Origin of the sequence: Streptomyces sp. NPDC017993 (genome assembly GCF_044328065.1) — a bacterium.
Classification (GTDB): Bacteria; Actinomycetota; Actinomycetes; order Streptomycetales; family Streptomycetaceae; genus Streptomyces.
Map to the genome: position 1 here is coordinate 457,797 of NZ_JBIRGO010000004.1, position 16,537 is coordinate 474,333.

18 protein-coding genes are annotated in these 16,537 nt (G+C 70.7%); 7 read left to right on the forward strand and 11 right to left on the reverse strand.

Features of this window, described 5'->3' with window-relative positions; all coding sequences use genetic code 11:
• The first annotated feature begins 95 nt into the window (after positions 1–95).
• The gene (locus ACH4FH_RS09360) at positions 96–1,031 is read left to right on the forward strand and encodes an aldo/keto reductase (protein ID WP_398555147.1); all 936 of its coding nucleotides are present in this window, start codon (positions 96–98) and stop codon (positions 1,029–1,031) included.
• Positions 1,032–1,121: 90 nt separating this feature from the next.
• Positions 1,122–2,093 (forward strand): non-homologous end-joining DNA ligase, encoded by a 972-nt coding sequence (ligD, locus tag ACH4FH_RS09365; protein WP_398555148.1) that lies wholly within the window; start codon positions 1,122–1,124, stop codon positions 2,091–2,093.
• Between the two features lie 84 nt (positions 2,094–2,177).
• Here the strand turns inward: ligD and ACH4FH_RS09370 are convergent, their stop codons facing one another.
• Positions 2,178–3,194: a hypothetical protein gene (locus ACH4FH_RS09370; RefSeq protein ID WP_398555149.1), complete on the reverse strand. Its 1,017-nt coding sequence runs from the start codon at positions 3,192–3,194 to the stop codon at positions 2,178–2,180.
• A gap of 271 nt (positions 3,195–3,465) precedes the next feature.
• Between ACH4FH_RS09370 and ACH4FH_RS09375 the strand changes: the two genes are divergently transcribed.
• Together ACH4FH_RS09375 and ACH4FH_RS09380 are read left to right on the forward strand one after the other, a co-directional pair.
• Positions 3,466–4,503 carry a glutathione S-transferase family protein gene (locus ACH4FH_RS09375; protein ID WP_398555150.1) on the forward strand — a complete coding sequence of 346 codons (1,038 nt, stop codon included), beginning with the start codon at positions 3,466–3,468 and terminating at the stop codon, positions 4,501–4,503.
• Between the two features lie 181 nt (positions 4,504–4,684).
• Complete coding sequence (locus ACH4FH_RS09380) at positions 4,685–4,984, forward strand: hypothetical protein (RefSeq protein WP_398555151.1); 300 nt, start codon at positions 4,685–4,687, stop codon at positions 4,982–4,984.
• A gap of 222 nt (positions 4,985–5,206) precedes the next feature.
• Here ACH4FH_RS09380 and ACH4FH_RS09385 read toward each other — a convergent pair whose 3' ends face one another.
• From ACH4FH_RS09385 to ACH4FH_RS09395, 3 genes are read right to left on the reverse strand one after another with little or no spacing between them, the layout of a single operon-like run.
• Complete coding sequence (locus ACH4FH_RS09385; RefSeq protein ID WP_398555152.1) at positions 5,207–5,467, reverse strand: DUF4235 domain-containing protein; 261 nt, start codon at positions 5,465–5,467, stop codon at positions 5,207–5,209.
• Positions 5,468–5,470: 3 nt separating this feature from the next.
• Positions 5,471–5,848, reverse strand: coding sequence for a DUF3618 domain-containing protein (locus tag ACH4FH_RS09390; protein ID WP_398555153.1), 378 nt, complete (start codon positions 5,846–5,848; stop codon positions 5,471–5,473).
• A complete protein-coding gene (locus ACH4FH_RS09395) occupies positions 5,845–6,264 on the reverse strand; it encodes a phage holin family protein (protein WP_398555154.1) in 420 nt (139 codons plus the stop codon). Before ACH4FH_RS09395 ends, ACH4FH_RS09390 begins: the two co-directional genes overlap by 4 nt.
• Positions 6,265–6,649: 385 nt before the next feature.
• On the opposite strand from ACH4FH_RS09395, the gene ACH4FH_RS09400 reads away from it, so the two are divergent.
• Positions 6,650–7,045, forward strand: coding sequence for a DUF2267 domain-containing protein (locus tag ACH4FH_RS09400; RefSeq protein ID WP_398555226.1), 396 nt, complete (start codon positions 6,650–6,652; stop codon positions 7,043–7,045).
• Positions 7,046–7,139: 94 nt separating this feature from the next.
• On the opposite strand, the gene ACH4FH_RS09405 is transcribed toward ACH4FH_RS09400, so the two are convergent.
• A complete protein-coding gene (locus ACH4FH_RS09405; protein WP_398555155.1) occupies positions 7,140–7,955 on the reverse strand; it encodes a class I SAM-dependent methyltransferase in 816 nt (271 codons plus the stop codon).
• A gap of 302 nt (positions 7,956–8,257) precedes the next feature.
• On the opposite strand from ACH4FH_RS09405, the gene ACH4FH_RS09410 reads away from it, so the two are divergent.
• Positions 8,258–9,862, forward strand: coding sequence for an alpha/beta fold hydrolase (locus tag ACH4FH_RS09410; RefSeq protein WP_398555156.1), 1,605 nt, complete (start codon positions 8,258–8,260; stop codon positions 9,860–9,862).
• Between the two features lie 131 nt (positions 9,863–9,993).
• Here ACH4FH_RS09410 and ACH4FH_RS09415 read toward each other — a convergent pair whose 3' ends face one another.
• The 5 genes from ACH4FH_RS09415 to ACH4FH_RS09435 all read right to left on the reverse strand — a co-directional run bounded on the left by ACH4FH_RS09415 (position 9,994) and on the right by ACH4FH_RS09435 (position 13,854).
• A complete protein-coding gene (locus tag ACH4FH_RS09415; protein ID WP_398555157.1) occupies positions 9,994–10,860 on the reverse strand; it encodes an amino acid ABC transporter permease in 867 nt (288 codons plus the stop codon).
• Positions 10,857–11,501, reverse strand: coding sequence for an amino acid ABC transporter permease (locus ACH4FH_RS09420; protein WP_398555158.1), 645 nt, complete (start codon positions 11,499–11,501; stop codon positions 10,857–10,859). The genes ACH4FH_RS09415 and ACH4FH_RS09420 overlap by 4 nt, the downstream gene beginning before the upstream one ends.
• An 18-nt stretch (positions 11,502–11,519) precedes the next feature.
• Positions 11,520–12,446 carry a glutamate ABC transporter substrate-binding protein gene (locus ACH4FH_RS09425; protein ID WP_398555159.1) on the reverse strand — a complete coding sequence of 309 codons (927 nt, stop codon included), beginning with the start codon at positions 12,444–12,446 and terminating at the stop codon, positions 11,520–11,522.
• Positions 12,447–12,460: 14 nt separating this feature from the next.
• Positions 12,461–13,204, reverse strand: coding sequence for an amino acid ABC transporter ATP-binding protein (locus ACH4FH_RS09430; protein WP_398555160.1), 744 nt, complete (start codon positions 13,202–13,204; stop codon positions 12,461–12,463).
• Between the two features lie 209 nt (positions 13,205–13,413).
• Entirely contained in the window at positions 13,414–13,854 is a 441-nt protein-coding gene (locus tag ACH4FH_RS09435) for a DUF6278 family protein (protein WP_398555161.1), read from the reverse strand.
• A gap of 214 nt (positions 13,855–14,068) precedes the next feature.
• Between ACH4FH_RS09435 and ACH4FH_RS09440 the strand changes: the two genes are divergently transcribed.
• Positions 14,069–15,886, forward strand: coding sequence for an SGNH/GDSL hydrolase family protein (locus ACH4FH_RS09440; RefSeq protein ID WP_398555162.1), 1,818 nt, complete (start codon positions 14,069–14,071; stop codon positions 15,884–15,886).
• Positions 15,887–15,972: 86 nt separating this feature from the next.
• On the opposite strand, the gene ACH4FH_RS09445 is transcribed toward ACH4FH_RS09440, so the two are convergent.
• Entirely contained in the window at positions 15,973–16,389 is a 417-nt protein-coding gene (locus ACH4FH_RS09445; protein WP_398555163.1) for a VOC family protein, read from the reverse strand.
• Positions 16,390–16,537 lie beyond the last annotated feature (148 nt).

Consider the following 16,537-nt stretch of genomic DNA (forward strand, 5'->3'; position numbering starts at 1 on the left):
CGCGTGTGGAGCCCGGGCCGCTAGCGTGCTCGCCATCGCCCCGGCCGCGCGACGGAACACCGTACGACTGCTGGGCGGGGACACGAGGGGGAACGATGCGCACCGTACCGATGGGCACGACCGGGCTGACCGTACCCGTGCAGGGGTTCGGCTGTATGCGGCTGGCCGCGCGGTCGGCGCACGACTCCGGGGGCAGAAGCGACCCGGAGGCCGTCATCCACCGGGCACTGGATCTCGGCGCCACGTTCCTGGACACCGCCGACATGTACGGCAAGGGCGCCAACGAGGAACTCGTCGGACGGGCACTGCGCCACCGCCGCGACGATGCCGTGCTGTGCACCAAGTTCGGAGTCGTCCGCGGCACCGGGGACGAATGGTCGCTGCGTGGCGACGCCGCATACGTGCGGGTCGCCTGTGAGGCCAGCCTGCGCCGCCTGGGCACCGACTTCATCGATCTCTACTACCTGCACCAGCCCGATCCCGCCGTGCCGGTCGAGGAGTCCGTCGGCGCCATGGCGGAGCTGGTCACGGCGGGCAAGGTGCGCCACCTCGGGCTGTCGAATGTGACCGGCGAGGAGCTGCGGGCCGCCCACGCGGTCCACCCGATCGCGGCGGTGCAGTCCGAGTGGTCGCTGTGCGGCCGGCGGATCGAGGAGATGGTGCCGGTTGCCGCCGAGCTGGGGGTGGGGGTGGTGCCGTACTGCCCGCACGGCGCCGGTCTGCTCAGCGGGGACGCGGACACCGCGCGGAAGCGGCTCGCCGAAGCCGCCCCCGGTTACGAAGAGTTGCCCGGCCGGCTGCGGGCGCTCGCGCGGCGCCGTGGGGTACGCCCCGGCCAGGTCGCGCTGGCGTGGGTGCAGCACCGCGCGGACGTCTGGGGCGTCGCGGTCTCCCCCATCCCCGGTACGACACGCGTGTCCCATCTGGAGGAGAACATCGCCGCCGCCGACCTCCGCCTGGACGGCGAGGAACTGGCGCTGCTCGACGTCGGCCCTGCGCACGCCGGGTGGACGGCTGAGGGGAACAGCTGAGAGAGACACGCCGGAGGGCTCCGGGAGCCTCCCGGGCGGGCGCCCTCCCGTCGAACTGCGCATGCCCGCACCGCACCCGATCATGGAAATATGGATCCGACCGCCGCGGGTGGTTTTGCCCCCTACCCCGTGATCCGGCCCATGCTGGCCACCATCGCGCCGCTGCCGGCCGGGTACGAGGAGGCGGACTGGGCGTTCGAGGCCAAATGGGACGGCGCCCGCTGCGTCGTCAACACCGCGGGTGACGGCTCCGTGCGGCTGATCACCCGGGCCGGCAACGACGCGACCTCGACCTATCCCGAACTGGGGCCCCTCGGCGCACAGCTGCGCGGGCGCCCCGCGGTGCTCGACGGCGAGGTGGTGGTGCTGGACGCCCGGGGCCGCCCGGACTTCGGGCTGCTGCAGCGCCGGATGGGCGTGGTGAACCCGCGCCGCACCGCCCGGCTGGCGATGGAACACCCCGTCCATCTGGTGCTGTTCGATCTCATGTACCTGGGCGAGTCGCTGCTCGGCACGCCGTACCACGAGCGCCGCGCCGTGCTGTCCGGTCTGGGCCTCCGCGGCAAGAACTGGTCGGTGCCCGCCCACGTCGTGGGGCATGGGCAGGATGCCTGGGAGGCGTCGCTGCGGGGCGGCATCGAGGGCGTGGTGGCGAAACGGCTGACGTCCCTCTACACGCCGGGGGTCCGCTCACCCGAGTGGCGCAAGACCAAGCATGTGGTGACGCTCGATGTGGTCATCGGCGGCTGGGTGGAAGGCCACGGCGGCCTCGGCGGGCTGCCGGGCGCCGTACTGGTCGGCGTCGAGGAGCCGACCGGGCTGCGCTTCGTGGGGTCCGTCGGTTCTGGGCTGTCGGACCGGGAACGCCGGGACCTCGCGGACTATCTGGGCGTGCTCGCACGCCCCCGCTCCCCCTTCGCCAACCCCGTGGACCTCCCGGACGCGCACTGGGTCGAGCCCCGGCTCGTCGCCGAGATCACCCTGTCGGGCTGGACCTCGGCGGGCCGGCTGCGCCACCCGGTCTGGCACCGGCTGCGCCCCGATCTGACCCGTCTCGGCTGATACGGACCGGCATGTGCGCGGGCGGGCCGCGGCTCGCCCACCGCAGCCGCGAGGCAGGGACGGCTGCCCCTCGGCTGCCTCAGCTCACGGGCGGCAGAGCGCCGCGGCGGTGAGCGATCCGCCGTCGTTCTCGTCGTCCGTGCCGAGAATCCCCTCACGGGACCGGGGCAGGCAGAGCAACGCCTCGATCTTGTGCCCGGGGAAGGTGGCGAGCCGGTGCGGCTTCGCGGGCAGCGACAGGCGGACGTCCCCGTCACGGCCGACCAGGACCCGGCCGGCGTCGTAGAGCGCGGAGTCGTACGGCCCGTCGTCGCCCGGGTCGGAAGCCGACGAGACCGTCAGCGCGCCCGAGGCGGCGACCTTCACATCGGAAATATGCCGCACGTCCCGGGTGGGGTAGGGCACCCGGAATTCCTTGGAATCCCGCTGCCCGAATGTGTGGGTACGCGGATTCCATTCGGCCGCCGTGAGTTTACCGGGGCGGTCATCCTGTCCGCGATCCGCCCAGACCGCGGCAATGGTGCCCTGTACGGCGATCAGGGCGAATCCCTCGTAATTGTCGTCCGCGGAGACGCCGGGCAGACGGGTGGTGCGCAGCACGCGCACCGTGTCACCTTCTCCTTGGGTTTCCTCTTGCGCCTCTCCTTGGATTTCCCGTTGGATGAGATATGCCGTACCGCTGCTGGACACGGCCACATACGTGCCGTCCCGGCCCGGCACGGCGTCGATCGCCTCCAGGTCCACCGGCTGCTCCCCGCGCCAGGTCACCTCGTGCGCACGCGGCTTCGCGTCCGGGCTGTACCAGACGGCCACCAGCCGGTTCTCGCCGGGCTTCTTGTTGTCGCGCACGGCGAGGGCGTCGGCGGTGCCGCCGTGCCTGCCGGCTGCCGCCAGGCCGCTGATTCCCGCGGTGATCCCGTCACCCACGCGCCGCCATTCCTCGTCCCGCGAGGCCGCCTTCGATCGGCCCGGACTTTCGGCTGACGGAATTCCGGATGCCGGAATACCGGAGGGTGCGGGGCCGGCGGTTGCCGTATCGCTGACGGCCGGTATGAGGAGCGCGGCGCCGGCGAGGGCCGCACCGAATACTTTCTTGATCATCGATCGATTGTAGGGCCGCCGGCCCGGTTACCGGCCGGTGCCGATTATTACCTTCGTAAAGAATCGCGTCCGGCACGCACGACTCCGAGAAATGCCGCGACCATATCCCGCGCTCCGGGCGAATTGCCCGTCCCCGCGGAGCCGAACCTTGCCACCGGGCCAGGTGGCATACCCCCACATCTCCGGGAAGGCTCACAGTGAACGGGAAGCCTCAGAGGGAAACAGGTAGCGCAGCACACGTCGAGCATCCGCGCACGGGAAGGAGCGGGCGATGGCCCAGCCCACCGACAGCGACACCAGGACGGACGGCAACACGGAGTACGGCCGGAGGCCGTTCAAGCGGTCCAAGAGCCACTTCGCGGACCGCATCACCGCTGACGGCCGCGACGGCTGGCCGGTCGAGGCCGGGCGCTACCGACTGGCGGTCAGCCGAGCCTGCCCCTGGGCGAGCCGCGCCGTCATCTCCCGGCGACTGCTCGGCCTGGAGGACGCCCTCTCCCTCGCCATCGCCGACCCGGTCCAGGACGACCGCAGCTGGCGCTTCACCCTGGACCCGGACGGCCGTGACCCGGTCCTCGGTATCCGCTTCCTGAGCGAGGCGTACGACGCGCGAGAGAAGGACTATCCGAACGGGGTCAGCGTGCCCGCCGTCGTGGACGTCCCCAGCGGGAAACTCGTCACCAACGACTACCACCGAGTGACCCTGGACTTCGCGACCGAATGGACGGCCCTGCACCGGCCGGGAGCGCCGGACCTGTATCCGGAGCCGCTGCGCGCGGAGATCGACGAGGTCATGGCCGCCGTCTACCGGGACGTCAACAACGGGGTGTACCGCGCGGGGTTCGCCACCGGTCAGAGCGAGTACGAGGAAGCCTGCCGGGATGTGTTCACACGGCTGGAGCTGCTGTCCGACCGGCTGGCGCAGCGGCGTTACCTGGTGGGCGAGACCATCACCGAGGCCGATATCCGGCTGTTCACCACGCTGGTGCGCTTCGACGCGGTCTATCACGGTCACTTCAAGTGCAACCGCTTCAAGCTGGCCGAGGACCCGGTGCTGTGGGCGTACACCAAGGATCTCTACCAAACGCCCGGCTTCGGCGACACCGTCGACTTCCACCACATCAAGCAGCACTACCACCGGGTGCACACCGGCATCAATCCGAACGGCATCGTCCCTCTCGGGCCGGACATGTTCGGCTGGCTGACCCCGCACTACCGCGAGGAGTTGGGCGGCAGGCCGTTCGGCGACGGCACTCCCCCGGGCCCGGTGCCGGCGGGCGAAGAGGTCCCACCGTCCGGACGCCCCTGACCCCGCTCGCCGCCCCGGCACCCGCACACGGCACGCCGCGCGAGGTGCGGCCCGGCGCGGCGGCGCATTATCCCCCGCGTCCGGGCCGTGAGATCCTGAGAACGGTGCGACCGGTCCTACCCGCGAGCGCGCCGAGCGCCCCGAGCTCCGGTTCACCGCGACTGCGCGAGGAGTGAGCTCGATGAGGATGGTTCTCAAAGCGCGAATCCCGACCGATGCAGGCAACGAAGCGATCAAGGACGGCAAGCTCCAGAAGGTCATTCAGTCGGCCATGGCCGAGCTCAAGCCCGAGGCGGCCTACTTCACCGTCGACGACGGTGACCGCTCCGCGTTCTTCTACTTCGACATGCGGGACGCGTCGCAGATGCCGGTCCTGCTCGAATCGTTCTTCATGGAGCTGAACGCGAAGATCTCGCTCCAGCCGGTGATGAACGCCGAGGACCTGCGTGCGGGCCTCGCAGACCTGATGAGCGGCAGCTGACGCCCACCCGCCTCCGCCCCACCACAGGACGCCCGTACGCACCGCAGGACGCCACCACCGAACCGCCGGATGTCAACAGCCCACTCCCGCTGACCACTTCGCCGCGCCGGCGCGGCGAATCGGCAGGCCAGGACTCGGCCCGCACTCGAGCTGCCGATGCCCCGGTGACGCAGCTCGTCACCGGGGCATCGGCAGCTTCCCCGTTCTCCCTCGCCGGGCGCGTCAGCCCGGCCAGGTGCCCGTCACCCGGCGCACGCCCACGGCGCCGCCGCGGTGCACGACAGCCTTCACGAGGGCGAAGATCGCGCCTTGCAGCGCGGCCGCCGGCAGCACCTCGCGCCAGCGGCGGTCCTCGTCGGTCGCGTCCGGCGTGTCCTCCTCACCGGCCACGAGCTTCCACAGCTGCTTGAAGAGGGCGCCTGCCACCACACCGCCGAGCACCCCGAACAGCAGGGAGAGCGGCTTGTAGAGCAGCTTCACCATGGGTCAGCACCTCTTCCCGCCGCGGTGCCCTCGCAGCCACAGGAACGCCAGCAGCACCGCCGCACCCGCCGCGAGGGCCGCCCCGGACGTGCGGGGGCCCGTCCGCTCGGCGGCCACCCGTACCCGCTCCGGAGTCTTCTCCTGGACGGTGTGGGAGACGTGCGCGGTCTTCTCCTGGACCACGTGCGCGGCCCGGTCCGCCTTCTGCTGCACCCGGTCCCGCAATTCGGCCGCCTTGTGCTTGGCCTGGCCCGTCACATCGGCCTTGGCGGCGAGCTGCTCGACCGTGTCGCCGAGGTGCTCCCGGGTGCGTGCCACCTGCTCGCGCAACTCCTCCGGGCTCTGCGCGTCGGGACCGCCTGAGTCAGGAGTGCTCGTCATCGTCGTGCCCTTCCCTTGATCTCCTCGACATCGGCTTTCACACTGCTCATCGCCTGCTCCGGGGTCGGCGGAACCGCTCGGCGGACCTCCTTCTTGCCTGCCAGCGCAAGCACACCCGCCACGACGAGCAGAGCCCCGGCAACGATCAGAGCGGCGCCCCAGAGCGGCACCACCAGCGCGAGCCCGGCGATGGCGGCGGCTGCCAGCGCTTGCAGCGCCACGAAGCCGACCACCCCGGCGCCGCCGAGCATCCCGCCGCCGATCCCGGCGCGCTTGCCCTTTTGCGTCAGCTCCGCCTGCGCCAGCCGCATTTCCTGGCGGACGAGGGTGGAGAGCTGCTCGGAGGCTTGCTGGACCAACTCACCCACTGAGTGCGCACCTGTGCCGTTCGGGTGGTGGTGAGTGGAGTGGCTCACTGGTCTCACCTCTCTACCGTTGCTGGGGAACACCCGAGTACCCGTGATCAGGCCGGTAACCCCACGCGCCCGACGGGGATCGCCACCTGTCCGCGGCTGTGGCAGGCCCTCGGCACGAGGGTCTCTCGCCCTGCCCGCACCGGCCAGCGCACCTGGCGGGTCCCGGCGGCGCGGGGCGGTCCACCAGCGGTCCGAGCGGCCCTGGGGCCGCCCGGATGGCTACGGCCGAACGGGTGGACGCGGGAGACACCGCCCTCTGCCGCGGTGAGTGGCGCACCGCCGCGGGACCTCGAGTCGACGCTTGTCCACTTTGTCGGGGAGAGTGATACGTGGTGTCGCCATGCGCGTCGCCTACGACGGCGGCCGCAGACCAAGGGGAGCCGAGATGGTGATGAAGTGGGAAGCGTTCCTGTCGGCCGTCCAGGAGCGCGGTGAATACCCCTCACGACAGGAAGCCGAACGGGCGGCCCGCGTGGTGCTCGGGCTCCTGGGTGCGCATGTGGTGGGTTCCGAGAGGTCCGAGCTGGCCGCCCGGCTTCCGCAGACCTGCGCACCGGTACTGCTCAACCCGCTGCCGGCCGCCGAGCCGCTCGACGCGCAGCGGTTCGTGCGGGCGACGGCGGCGTGGGTCGACGGAGCCACGGAGGAGACGGCGAAGTGGGATGTCGGCGCGGTGCTGAGCGTGGTCGCCGACGCGGCGGACGAGGAGCTGATGCGGCGCATTCTGCTCCAACTCCCGCCGGGCTACGACCTGCTCTTCGGCCGGCCGGAACCGGCCTGACCGACGCCCGCGCCGGCCGCGTGACGGTGGTTCCAGGAGCGCACCCCGCCGCGCCCGTCCCGCCCACCCGGTCGCGCAGCCCCCGCATCCTCCGTCAGCGCACCCGGCCCGAGTCCAGCAGCGCCGCGTGGGGGAGCGCCAGACGGCCGTCGGGGCCGGCGAACTCGCGGCTCAGCTCGACGAAGCCGCGCCTGATGCGCTCGATCACCTCCGGGCGCTGAGCGGTCACGATCCGGCCGATCGTCGCCACCCCCGCCGCCGGTCCGCGCCACCACTCCTCCGGCGTGGCGTACTGGTCCCAGCGCAGCGGCAGGCAGTTCACATCTGCCATGCCGCCGGCGCGCAGCAGCTCGGCGAAGCCGTCGGCGGTGCGCGGGAAGTCGTCCTCGGCGGCGAGGGCGGGCAGGTACGGCGGGCGGGTCACGCCGGCCGCCTGTACGGCGCGGCCGAGCAGCGCCTGCCCCGGTGCGCCGGGGGCCGCCCAGATGGTCAGCGCGATACGGCCGCCCGGTCGCGTCACCCGCCGCAGTTCGCCGAGGGCCTCCAGGGGGCGCCCGACGTGATTGAGGACGAAGTTGCCGACGACGGCACCGAACACCCTGTTACGGAAAGGGAGATGGGGCAGTGCGGCGACCTGGACCGCCGCGCCCGGGAGCGCATGTGCGGCGCCGGCGGCCATGTCGGGCTCGGCATCCACAGCGGTCACGCGCGCGCCACGGGCACAGGCCGCCTCGGCGGCGATCCCGGTACCCGTCCCGACGTCCAGCAGGCGGGTGCCTGCGCCGACGTTCGCGGCATCCAGCAGCTGCGGCACCGGGTGGGCGCAGAGCCTGCCGAACCCGGCCGCGTATGCCTCGGCGCTGCCCGCCCAGATGCGGCGCTCACTCTCGTCGAACGGCGTGTGCGGCACCGCTCCCCCGTCCGACCTCTCCTCGACCCTTGCCCAGGAAGGATGAGTGGACGCAAGGACACGGTTCCGCCGGAGCCCTCGCCCCTTGACGGAGCGTGACATCAACTCGGCGCGCCATGACCCCACTCACCGGCCTTTCGCGCCGACTCCCCCTCGCCGCAGCGACGTTACCCACCCGTAACCTACCGACGGGTTACCTCGGGTAAGAGGCGGACTTTACTCTCCATTCACATCGAGTCGACGGATGCCCCTCCTGTCTCCGGACAGCGTCCGGCGGTTCGCATCGAGATCTGGAGCAGAAGATGACGCCCTCCCGCACGACTCTGCGCGCCGCCGTCGGCACCGTCTCCGCCGCAGTGCTCGCCACCACGGCGCTCACCACGGCGCCCACCACCGCCGACGCGGCGACGGTGACGTCGGCCCCCGCCTCGGCCGCGTCGGCCGCCACCTCGTCCGTGAAGTTCGTCGACATCACGGGGGACGGCGGCACCACCCTCAAGGCCAATGTCTTCACGCCGGCCGGTGCGGACGGCACCCGGCGCTACCCGGTCATCGTGCTGCCCACCAGCTGGGCGATGCCGCAGGTCGAATACATGGCGCAGGCAAAGAAGCTGGCCGACGCCGGCTATGTCGTCGTCGGATACAACTCACGCGGATTCTGGCAGTCCGGCGGAAAGATAGAGACGGCCGGTCCGCAGGACATCGCCGACGCGTCGAAGGTCATCGACTGGGCGCTGGCGAACACCCCGGCCGACCCGCAGAAGGTCGGCATGGGCGGCGTCTCCTACGGCGCCGGGATCAGCCTGCTGGCCGCCGCGTTCGACAAGCGCATCAAGGTGGTCGCGGCGCTCAGCGGCTGGGCCGACCTGATCGGCTCCATCTACAGCGGCCGCACCCAGCACCTCCAGGCCACCGCGATGCTCGGCGGCGCGGGCGCGCTCACCGGGCGCCCCAGCGAGGAACTCCAGACCATCCTCAAGGACTTCCTCGCCTCGAACCTGGACAAGGAAGAGGACATGATCGCGTGGGGAAAGAAGCGCTCCCCCGCCACCTACCTCGACCGCATCAACGACAACGGCGCCGCCATCATGCTCGGCAACGCCTGGGGCGACTCGCTGTTCCCGCCCAACCAGTACGCCGACTTCTACGAGAAGCTGAAGGGTCCCAAGCGGCTGGAGTTCCGCCCCGGAGACCACGCCACCGCCGAGGGACTCGGCCTGCTGGGGCTGCCCAACGACACCTGGACCAACACCAAGCGGTGGTTCGACCACTACCTCAAGGGCGTGGACAACGGCATCGACCGGGAGTCGCCGGTGCTGCTCAAGTCCCGCTCGACCGGGGCGTACGAGGGCTACCCGAGCTGGAAGGAGGTGCCGTCCGCGCAGCGCAGGATCGAGCTGAACGACACCAAGCGGATCAGCGCCAACCTCGACTCCGGTGCCAACGGCGGGCTGATCTTCCTGTCCAGCATGCTGGACCAGTTCCTCAAGCTGCCGCCGATGGCCTCGATCCCGCTGCTGCCCCGCTCGCTGGCCGCCGTCTGGCAGTCCGAGCGCTACGAGAGCGAGCAGCGGGTGCGCGGGACCACGCGGCTGCACACCACCGTGACCAGCAACGCGGAGAGCGGCACCGGCATCGCCTACCTCTACGACGTCGGCCCGCTCGGCATCGGCAAGCTGGTCACGCACGCACCGTTCACCTTCCACGGCAAGACCCCGAACCAGCCCTTCGGCGTCGACCTGGAGCTGTTCTCCACGGCGTACGACGTGCCGGCCGGGCACCGGCTCGCGGTCGTCGTGGACACCGTCGACCCGCTGTACATCGAGCACAACCCGAGCGGCGCCCGGCTGTCGTTCTCCTCCCCCGCGAGCGACCCGTCGTATGTGACGGTGCCGGTTCGCGACTGACAGGCGCTGCGGCTGCCCTGCGACGGGGTCTGCGGCCCCGGCGCATGAGGCGCGGGCCCGGACGCTGAGCGCTCCGCGGACGCGGCGGTCCGGCTCTCGTGAAGGGCCGGATCGCCGCGCTTGCGTCGTCCTCAGCCGGCGGGCCTCTTGTGGCCGCCCGGGAGCAGCGAGCCCGGCTCCGGGGCGCCGACGTCCGTGGCCTCCACCTTCGGGTTGCGCTTCTGTCGCCTGGAGACCCAGTTGGCGAGCCAGGAGAGCAGCATGCACATCCCGATGTAGATCGGCGAGATGACCATGACGACGGGGATGAACGGCAGGTCGTAGTCGAGGTTGGAGGCGATGAGCTTGCCGGCGTGCAGGAACTCCTCGTAGGTGATCAGGAATCCGAGCGAGGTGTCCTTCAGCGCCACCACCAGCTGGCTGATGATCGTCGGCAGCATCGCCCGCACCGCCTGCGGCACCAGGACGTGCGTCATGACCTGGGTCTTGCGCATGCCCAGCGCGTAGGACGCCTCCCGCTGGCCACGGTCGACGGAGTTGACGCCGGTACGGAAGACCTCGGCGAGCACCGAGCCGTTGTAGAGGGTCAGCCCGGCGACCAGGGCGGGCAGCGGCTCGACCTTCAGCGCCACGTAGATGAAGAAGATCATGACCAGCACCGGCATCGCGCGGAAGAACTCCACCAGCAGGGTGCACACCCAGCGCAGGACCCGGTATTCGGAGAGCCGGCCGGCCGCGAGCACCGCGCCGAGGGCCACCGAGAGCACCGCCGCGAGGCCGAACGCCTTGAGCGTATTGCCCAGGCCCTTGAGCAACAGTTCCTGAATTCCCTTGTAGGTGAAGGGGGTCCACTTCTCGGCGACGAACTGGCCGGTGTCGAAGAGCAGGTAGATGATCCAGCCGATCAGGGCGAGGATCACCACGGTCGACGCGAGACCGTAGAACAGATGCCGCCGCTTGGTCCTCGGCCCCGGGACGTCGTAGAGGGCGGTGGTCATCGGGCGACTCCGAAGCGCTTCTCCAGCACGTTGAACAGCGCGCTGATGGTCAGGGTCACGATCAGATAGCCGACGGCGATCCAGATGAAGGTCCAGATGATGCTGTAACCCAGCTCGTTGAGCGGCTTGTAGACGCCGAGCAGCTCGACGACGCTGAACGAGCCGGCGATCGCCGAGTTCTTCGCGAGCGCGATGAGGGTGGAGCCGATGGGCGGGATGACCGACCGGAACGCCTGCGGGAGCACCACGTCCCCGAGGGTCTGCGGAAAGGTCATGCCCAGGCTGCGGGCCGCCTCGCCCTGCCCGACCGGCACGGTATTGATGCCGGAGCGCACCGCCTCGCAGATGAAGGCCGAGGTGTAGCAGCCCAGCGCGAGGATGGCGAACAGCTTGAAGGGCAGCACCAGCCCGAAACGCGGCAGACCCAGCACGACCGCGAAGAACAGCAGCGTCAGCGGCGTGTTGCGCAGCACCGTCACCCACGCCGTGCCGAAGACCCGCAGCGAGCCGACGGGCGCGACGCGGAAGGCCGCCATGAGGAAGCCGACGACGAGCGCGAGCAGGGAGGCGAAGACGGTGAGTTCGACGGTGCCCAGCAGGCCCTCCCCGTAGAGGGACCAATTGTCGAAGAGAACGTTCATCGGTTAGGTCCTTGCTCCTCAGCTCGCCGGGTAGCGGTCGACCGGGGGCGGCTTCGGTGCGGGAACTCCGGACAGCCCCAGAGTCGCGTCGTACGCCTTGTTCCAGTCACCGTTCTTCTCGGACGCGACGATCGCGTCGTCCAGGGCGAACCGCAGCGCGTTGTCGCCGCGCGGGACCCCGACGCCGTAGGGCTCCTCCGAGAACGGTTTGCCGACCACCTTCAGCTCGTCGGGCACCTTGGCGGCGTAGCCCAGCAGGATGGCGTCGTCGGTGGTGACCGCGTCGACCTGGAAGGTCAGCAGGTTGTCCACGCACACCGAGTAGGTGTCGTAGGCGATCAGATCGGCCTTGGGGTAGTCGGCCTGGATGCGCTGGTACGGGGTCGAGCCGGCCGCCGAGCAGACCCGTTTGCCGGCCAGGTCCTGCGGCCCCTTGATGTCGTTCTCGTCCGTGCGGACCAGCAGCGACTGGCCGGCCATGTAGTAGGGGCCGGCGAAGCCCACCAGCTTCTTGCGCATGTCGTTGATGGTGTAGGTGCCGACGTAGAGGTCGATCTGGCCGTTCTGCAGGGCCGTTTCGCGGTTGGCCGAGGCGATCGTCTTGAACTCGATCGTCTTCGGGGGGAAGCCGAGGGCCGCGGACATCATCTTGGCGATCTCGATGTCGAAGCCGGTGTAGACGCCGGAGGCCGGGTCCTTCTCCCCCATGTACGGCTGGTCCTCCTTGGCGCCGATGACGAGGTGGCCCCGGCGCTTGGCCTTCTCCCAGGTCGGGGAATCGGGCAACTGGAAGTTCGTCGCGACCTTGTACTGGGGCAGCTCGCTGCCCTCGGGGCCCTTGACCGGCGGGCTGCCTTCCTTGCCGCAGCCGCCGGTGGCCAGCGCGAGCGCGGCGAGAGCCACCGCGGCCAGGGCGCGGCGCAGGCGCAGGGAGTGGATGTACATCGCAGCGCCCCCGTTCAGTGCTTGAGGATCTTGGAGAGGAAGTCCTTCGCCCGGTCGCTCTCGGGCGCCGTGAAGAAGGCTTCCGGGGTGCGGTCCTCGACGATGCGGCCCTCGTCCATGAAGACCACGCGGTTGGCCGCGGAACGGGCGAAGCCCATCTCATGGGTGACGACGACCATCGTCATGCCGTCCCGGGCGAGCTGCCGCATGACCTCCAGCACCTCGTTGATCATCTCCGGGTCCAGCGCGGAGGTCGGCTCGTCGAAGAGCAGTGCCTGGGGGTCCATGGCGAGCGCGCGGGCGATGGCGACGCGCTGCTGCTGGCCGCCGGAGAGCTGCGCCGGATATTTGTCGGCCTGGGAGGCGAGACCGACCCGGTCGAGGAGTTCGCGGGCCCGTTTGGCGGCCTCGTCCTTGTTCTTCTTGCGGACCTTGATCGGCGCCAGCATCACATTGGCCAGCACCGTCTTGTGCGCGAAGAGGTTGAAGGACTGGAAGACCATGCCGACTTCGGCGCGCAACTGGGCCAGCGCGCGGCCTTCCTCCGCCAGCGCCCTGCCGTCCAGCGTGATGGTGCCCGACTCGATCGGTTCCAGGCGGTTGATGACCCGGCACAGGGTGGATTTCCCGGACCCGGAGGGGCCGATGACCACCACCACCTCACCGCGGCCGACGGTGAGGTCGATGTCCCGCAGGACATGCAGTTTTCCGAAGTGTTTATTGACCCCGCGCAGCTCAATCAGCGCATCACCGGCCATATGCAGACCTGCCCACTCTCATCCGTACAGCGGAGAGCCCGCAACCTACCGGGATGAAAGGGGCGTTTTCCTACTGACACGCACGGAGGCGCGGAGACAGGGGGAGAAACCAGGGCGACGAATGAACCTGTTGGGGCGGATGGACGACCGGTCCGGCACCGGAGCGCACGCGCCGGGACCGCCGCGCCGCGCCCGGTCCCCGGCGCGGCTCAGCTCTCCGCGACCTCGGCGTAGACCTGGGACAGCTCGGGCGCCCCGACGTCGGCCCACGCATGCCCGACCGCGACCACATCGATCTCCCGCCCCGACGCGAGCCGGACCACCGGCTGCCCGTCCGACCGCACCTCCCAGACCGCGCCGTGCACCGTGCGCACAAGGACGGTGCCGAGGTAGAGGCCGGCGTCGTTGCCGAGCCAGGGCACCACTTCCGGATCGTCCCGCCAGACCGGTTGCAGTTGGTCCAGTGCCTCCAACGACGCCGCGGAATCATCCAGTTCCACTCCCGCGTCGTCGGCCTGGGCACGCAGCAGCTCGCACTCGGACAGCAGCTCGACGACGCTGCCCGGGTCGGCGCGCACGGAGTCCGCGAGGGGCACCGGGTGCTCCGCGTGCAGGCGCTTGCGCCACCTGTCCAGAAAAGACATGTTCATGGTCTGCAGGGTCCCACCCACCCCCGGACCCCGGCCACAGGCGCGCGGCATGACGGTGACCCGATCGTCACCTTGACGCCCCCTCCCGGCCTCCCTACTTTCATGGCACTCGTATCGGATCAGCTGGATCCGCAGGAGTCCCCCTGCCCCTCGCGGAATGGCCGGATCGCAGTACTGCACCTGCCTGTTGGCGCCACCCGGAGGGAGCGCAGAGATGCGCGTACGACTATGGGGCACCGCCCTGACACTCCTGCTCACCGCGACCGCGCTGCCGGCCGGCACCGCCGTCGCCGCGACGGCCGGGCGGGCACAACGGCCGCCCGCTCCGTTGCCTTTGGCCAAGCTCTTCGACAATGCGGCCGTCAGCGACAACTCCAGACCCGGCGAGGCGGACTTCGACGGGGCGGGGCACTCGCTGTCCGCCCAGGACCTGGCCGCGGCCGGCTGGTCGCCGGGGAACGCACTGACGATCGACGGCGCACGGCTGGAATGGCCGCGCCGGGCGTCCGGCGCCGCGGACAACGTGGTCGCGGACGGTCAGGCGGTGTCGCTGCGTGGGCGGGGTGACGCACTCACCTTCCTTGTCGCCGGCACCGGTGGGAGCGGCGCCGGCGTCACCGGAAACGGCACCGTGCGCTACCGGGACGGATCGCGCAGCGGCTTCGAACTCACCGCGCCCGACTGGCGGTCGGGCCTGCTGAGCACCAAGGCGGTGGCACTGCCGCACATCAACGGCACGGACGGGCAGCAGGGCGGGCCGGCGCGGCTGTACGCGGTGAGCGTGCCGCTGCGGGCCGGCCAGGAGGTCGCCTCTGTGGTGCTGCCACGACAGGCCGACGGGGCGGGCGCCCTCCATGTGTTCGCGCTGTCCGTACGGGACACCGGGCAGGGCAGGACCGGGAGTTGGGCGGCGAGCACCGCCGGCTACCGGGCCGTCGGACCGTGGCAGGACCGCACGCTGCGGCTCGTGGTGCACGCCGGTGCGGGCGGGCCCCGGGCCCGGATACGGCTGGCGAACACCTTCGCGGCGGCACCAGTGGACATAGGCGCGGCGAGCGTGGCGGTGCAGGGCGCGGGCGCCGCGGCGGATGCCGCGCCGGTGCCGCTGACCTTCCGCCACGGGCACACCGGCGCGCGGATACCGGCCGGGTCGGAGGCCTTCAGCGACCCGGTGGACTTCACCGTGCCGGCGGACACCAATCTGCTGGTGAGCATCCATCTTCCGGGGACGGTGGCGGCGGCCCCGGTGCACCAGGAAGCCACCCAGCAGTCCTATCTGAGCGCGCCGGGCAGCGGGAACAGGACCGGCGACCGGGACGGCGGGGCCTTCCCGGGGACCATGACCATCTGGCCGTTCCTGACCGGCGTCGATGTCGGCTCGGGACCGGGATCGATCGTGGCGCTGGGCGACTCGATCACCGACGGGGTCAAGTCGACGAGCGGCGCCAACCGGCGGTGGCCCGATGTGCTCGCCCGGCGCTTCCAGACGCAGGACCGGTTTCCCCGCTACGGCGTGATCAACCACGGCATCTCCGCGAACCGCATCGTCACCGACCGCTATCAGGGCGACGGGGTGAGCACGGACACCGGCGGCGTGAGTGCCCAGCACCGGCTGGAGCGCGATGTGCTGGCGCAGCCGTCGGCGCGGACGGTCGTGGTCTTCGAGGGCATCAACGATGTGCGCTGGGGCACCTCGGCGGACGAGGTGATCGCGGGGCTGCGGGCGATCGCCCGGCGGGCACACGAACGCGGACTGCGGGTCGTCGCGGCCACCATCGCCCCCTGTGAGGGCTACGCCGACTGCTTGCCTGCGGTCGACGAGCGGCGGCAGGCGGTCAACGCGTTCCTGCGCGGCAACGGCGGGGTCTTCGACGCCGTGCTGGACTTCGACGCCGTACTCCGCGATCCGCAGCGGCCCCAGCGGATGCTGCCCGTCTACGACAGCGGCGACCACCTCCACCCCGGCGACGCGGGCCTGAAGGCGCTGGGCGACGCGGTGGACCTCGCCGCACTGGTGCCCACCCGGTACTGAGGCCGGGCCGGCAGCGGCAGACGCGCCCGGGGTCCGTCCGGCGGATCTTCGCGGGACGGGCCCCGGGCCTGTCACCGACGTCCGGATCAGCTCTGCTGCTCGCTGATGTTGACCATCCAGGTGATGCCGAAGCGGTCCTTGCACATGCCGAACACGTCGCCCCACATCTGCCTTTCCAGGGGGACGGACACGGTGCCGGCGTCGGACAGCTTGTTCCAGTAGCCGCGCAGTTCATCCGCGTCGTCGCCGCTGAGGCTCACCGCGAAGTTGTTTCCGGGCTTGTGGTCGGACCCGGGCGGATTGTCGGCGCACATCAGGGTGAACCCGTTCCGGCTCTCCAGCTGGCCGTGCATGACCTTGTCGGCGAATCCGGGTGGCGCCTCGCTGCCGAAGTCGCCGTAGGTGTTGACGTTCAGGGTGCCGCCGAGGACCTCCTGGTAGAACTCCAGGGCTTGCTTCGCTTCCCCGGAAAAGGTGATGTACGGATTCAGGCGAGAGGTCACAATCTTCTCCTTTCGTGACGAATGGTCAGCGCGGGCAGCCTACGCGCGGAAAGGATGAAGTCGGACGAACCGAGGGTGGTGGTCGCTCGCCTGGGCGGATGCGGCCGCCCCGGACCACGCCCCTTCCCTCGGGACGCAGGCTCCGTGG

What these genes read in the sequence shown, in the direction of transcription:
- ACH4FH_RS09360 (WP_398555147.1), top strand. Translation starts at nt 96, where the DNA reads ATGCGCACCGTACCGATGGGCACGACCGGGCTGACCGTACCCGTGCAG.
- ligD (WP_398555148.1), top strand. Translation starts at nt 1,122, where the DNA reads ATGGATCCGACCGCCGCGGGTGGTTTTGCCCCCTACCCCGTGATCCGG.
- ACH4FH_RS09370 (WP_398555149.1), bottom strand. Translation starts at nt 3,194, where the DNA reads ATGATCAAGAAAGTATTCGGTGCGGCCCTCGCCGGCGCCGCGCTCCTC.
- ACH4FH_RS09375 (WP_398555150.1), top strand. Translation starts at nt 3,466, where the DNA reads ATGGCCCAGCCCACCGACAGCGACACCAGGACGGACGGCAACACGGAG.
- ACH4FH_RS09380 (WP_398555151.1), top strand. Translation starts at nt 4,685, where the DNA reads ATGAGGATGGTTCTCAAAGCGCGAATCCCGACCGATGCAGGCAACGAA.
- ACH4FH_RS09385 (WP_398555152.1), bottom strand. Translation starts at nt 5,467, where the DNA reads ATGGTGAAGCTGCTCTACAAGCCGCTCTCCCTGCTGTTCGGGGTGCTC.
- ACH4FH_RS09390 (WP_398555153.1), bottom strand. Translation starts at nt 5,848, where the DNA reads ATGACGAGCACTCCTGACTCAGGCGGTCCCGACGCGCAGAGCCCGGAG.
- ACH4FH_RS09400 (WP_398555226.1), top strand. Translation starts at nt 6,650, where the DNA reads ATGGTGATGAAGTGGGAAGCGTTCCTGTCGGCCGTCCAGGAGCGCGGT.
- ACH4FH_RS09410 (WP_398555156.1), top strand. Translation starts at nt 8,258, where the DNA reads ATGACGCCCTCCCGCACGACTCTGCGCGCCGCCGTCGGCACCGTCTCC.
- ACH4FH_RS09415 (WP_398555157.1), bottom strand. Translation starts at nt 10,860, where the DNA reads ATGACCACCGCCCTCTACGACGTCCCGGGGCCGAGGACCAAGCGGCGG.
- ACH4FH_RS09420 (WP_398555158.1), bottom strand. Translation starts at nt 11,501, where the DNA reads ATGAACGTTCTCTTCGACAATTGGTCCCTCTACGGGGAGGGCCTGCTG.
- ACH4FH_RS09425 (WP_398555159.1), bottom strand. Translation starts at nt 12,446, where the DNA reads ATGTACATCCACTCCCTGCGCCTGCGCCGCGCCCTGGCCGCGGTGGCT.
- ACH4FH_RS09430 (WP_398555160.1), bottom strand. Translation starts at nt 13,204, where the DNA reads ATGGCCGGTGATGCGCTGATTGAGCTGCGCGGGGTCAATAAACACTTC.
- ACH4FH_RS09435 (WP_398555161.1), bottom strand. Translation starts at nt 13,854, where the DNA reads ATGAACATGTCTTTTCTGGACAGGTGGCGCAAGCGCCTGCACGCGGAG.
- ACH4FH_RS09440 (WP_398555162.1), top strand. Translation starts at nt 14,069, where the DNA reads ATGCGCGTACGACTATGGGGCACCGCCCTGACACTCCTGCTCACCGCG.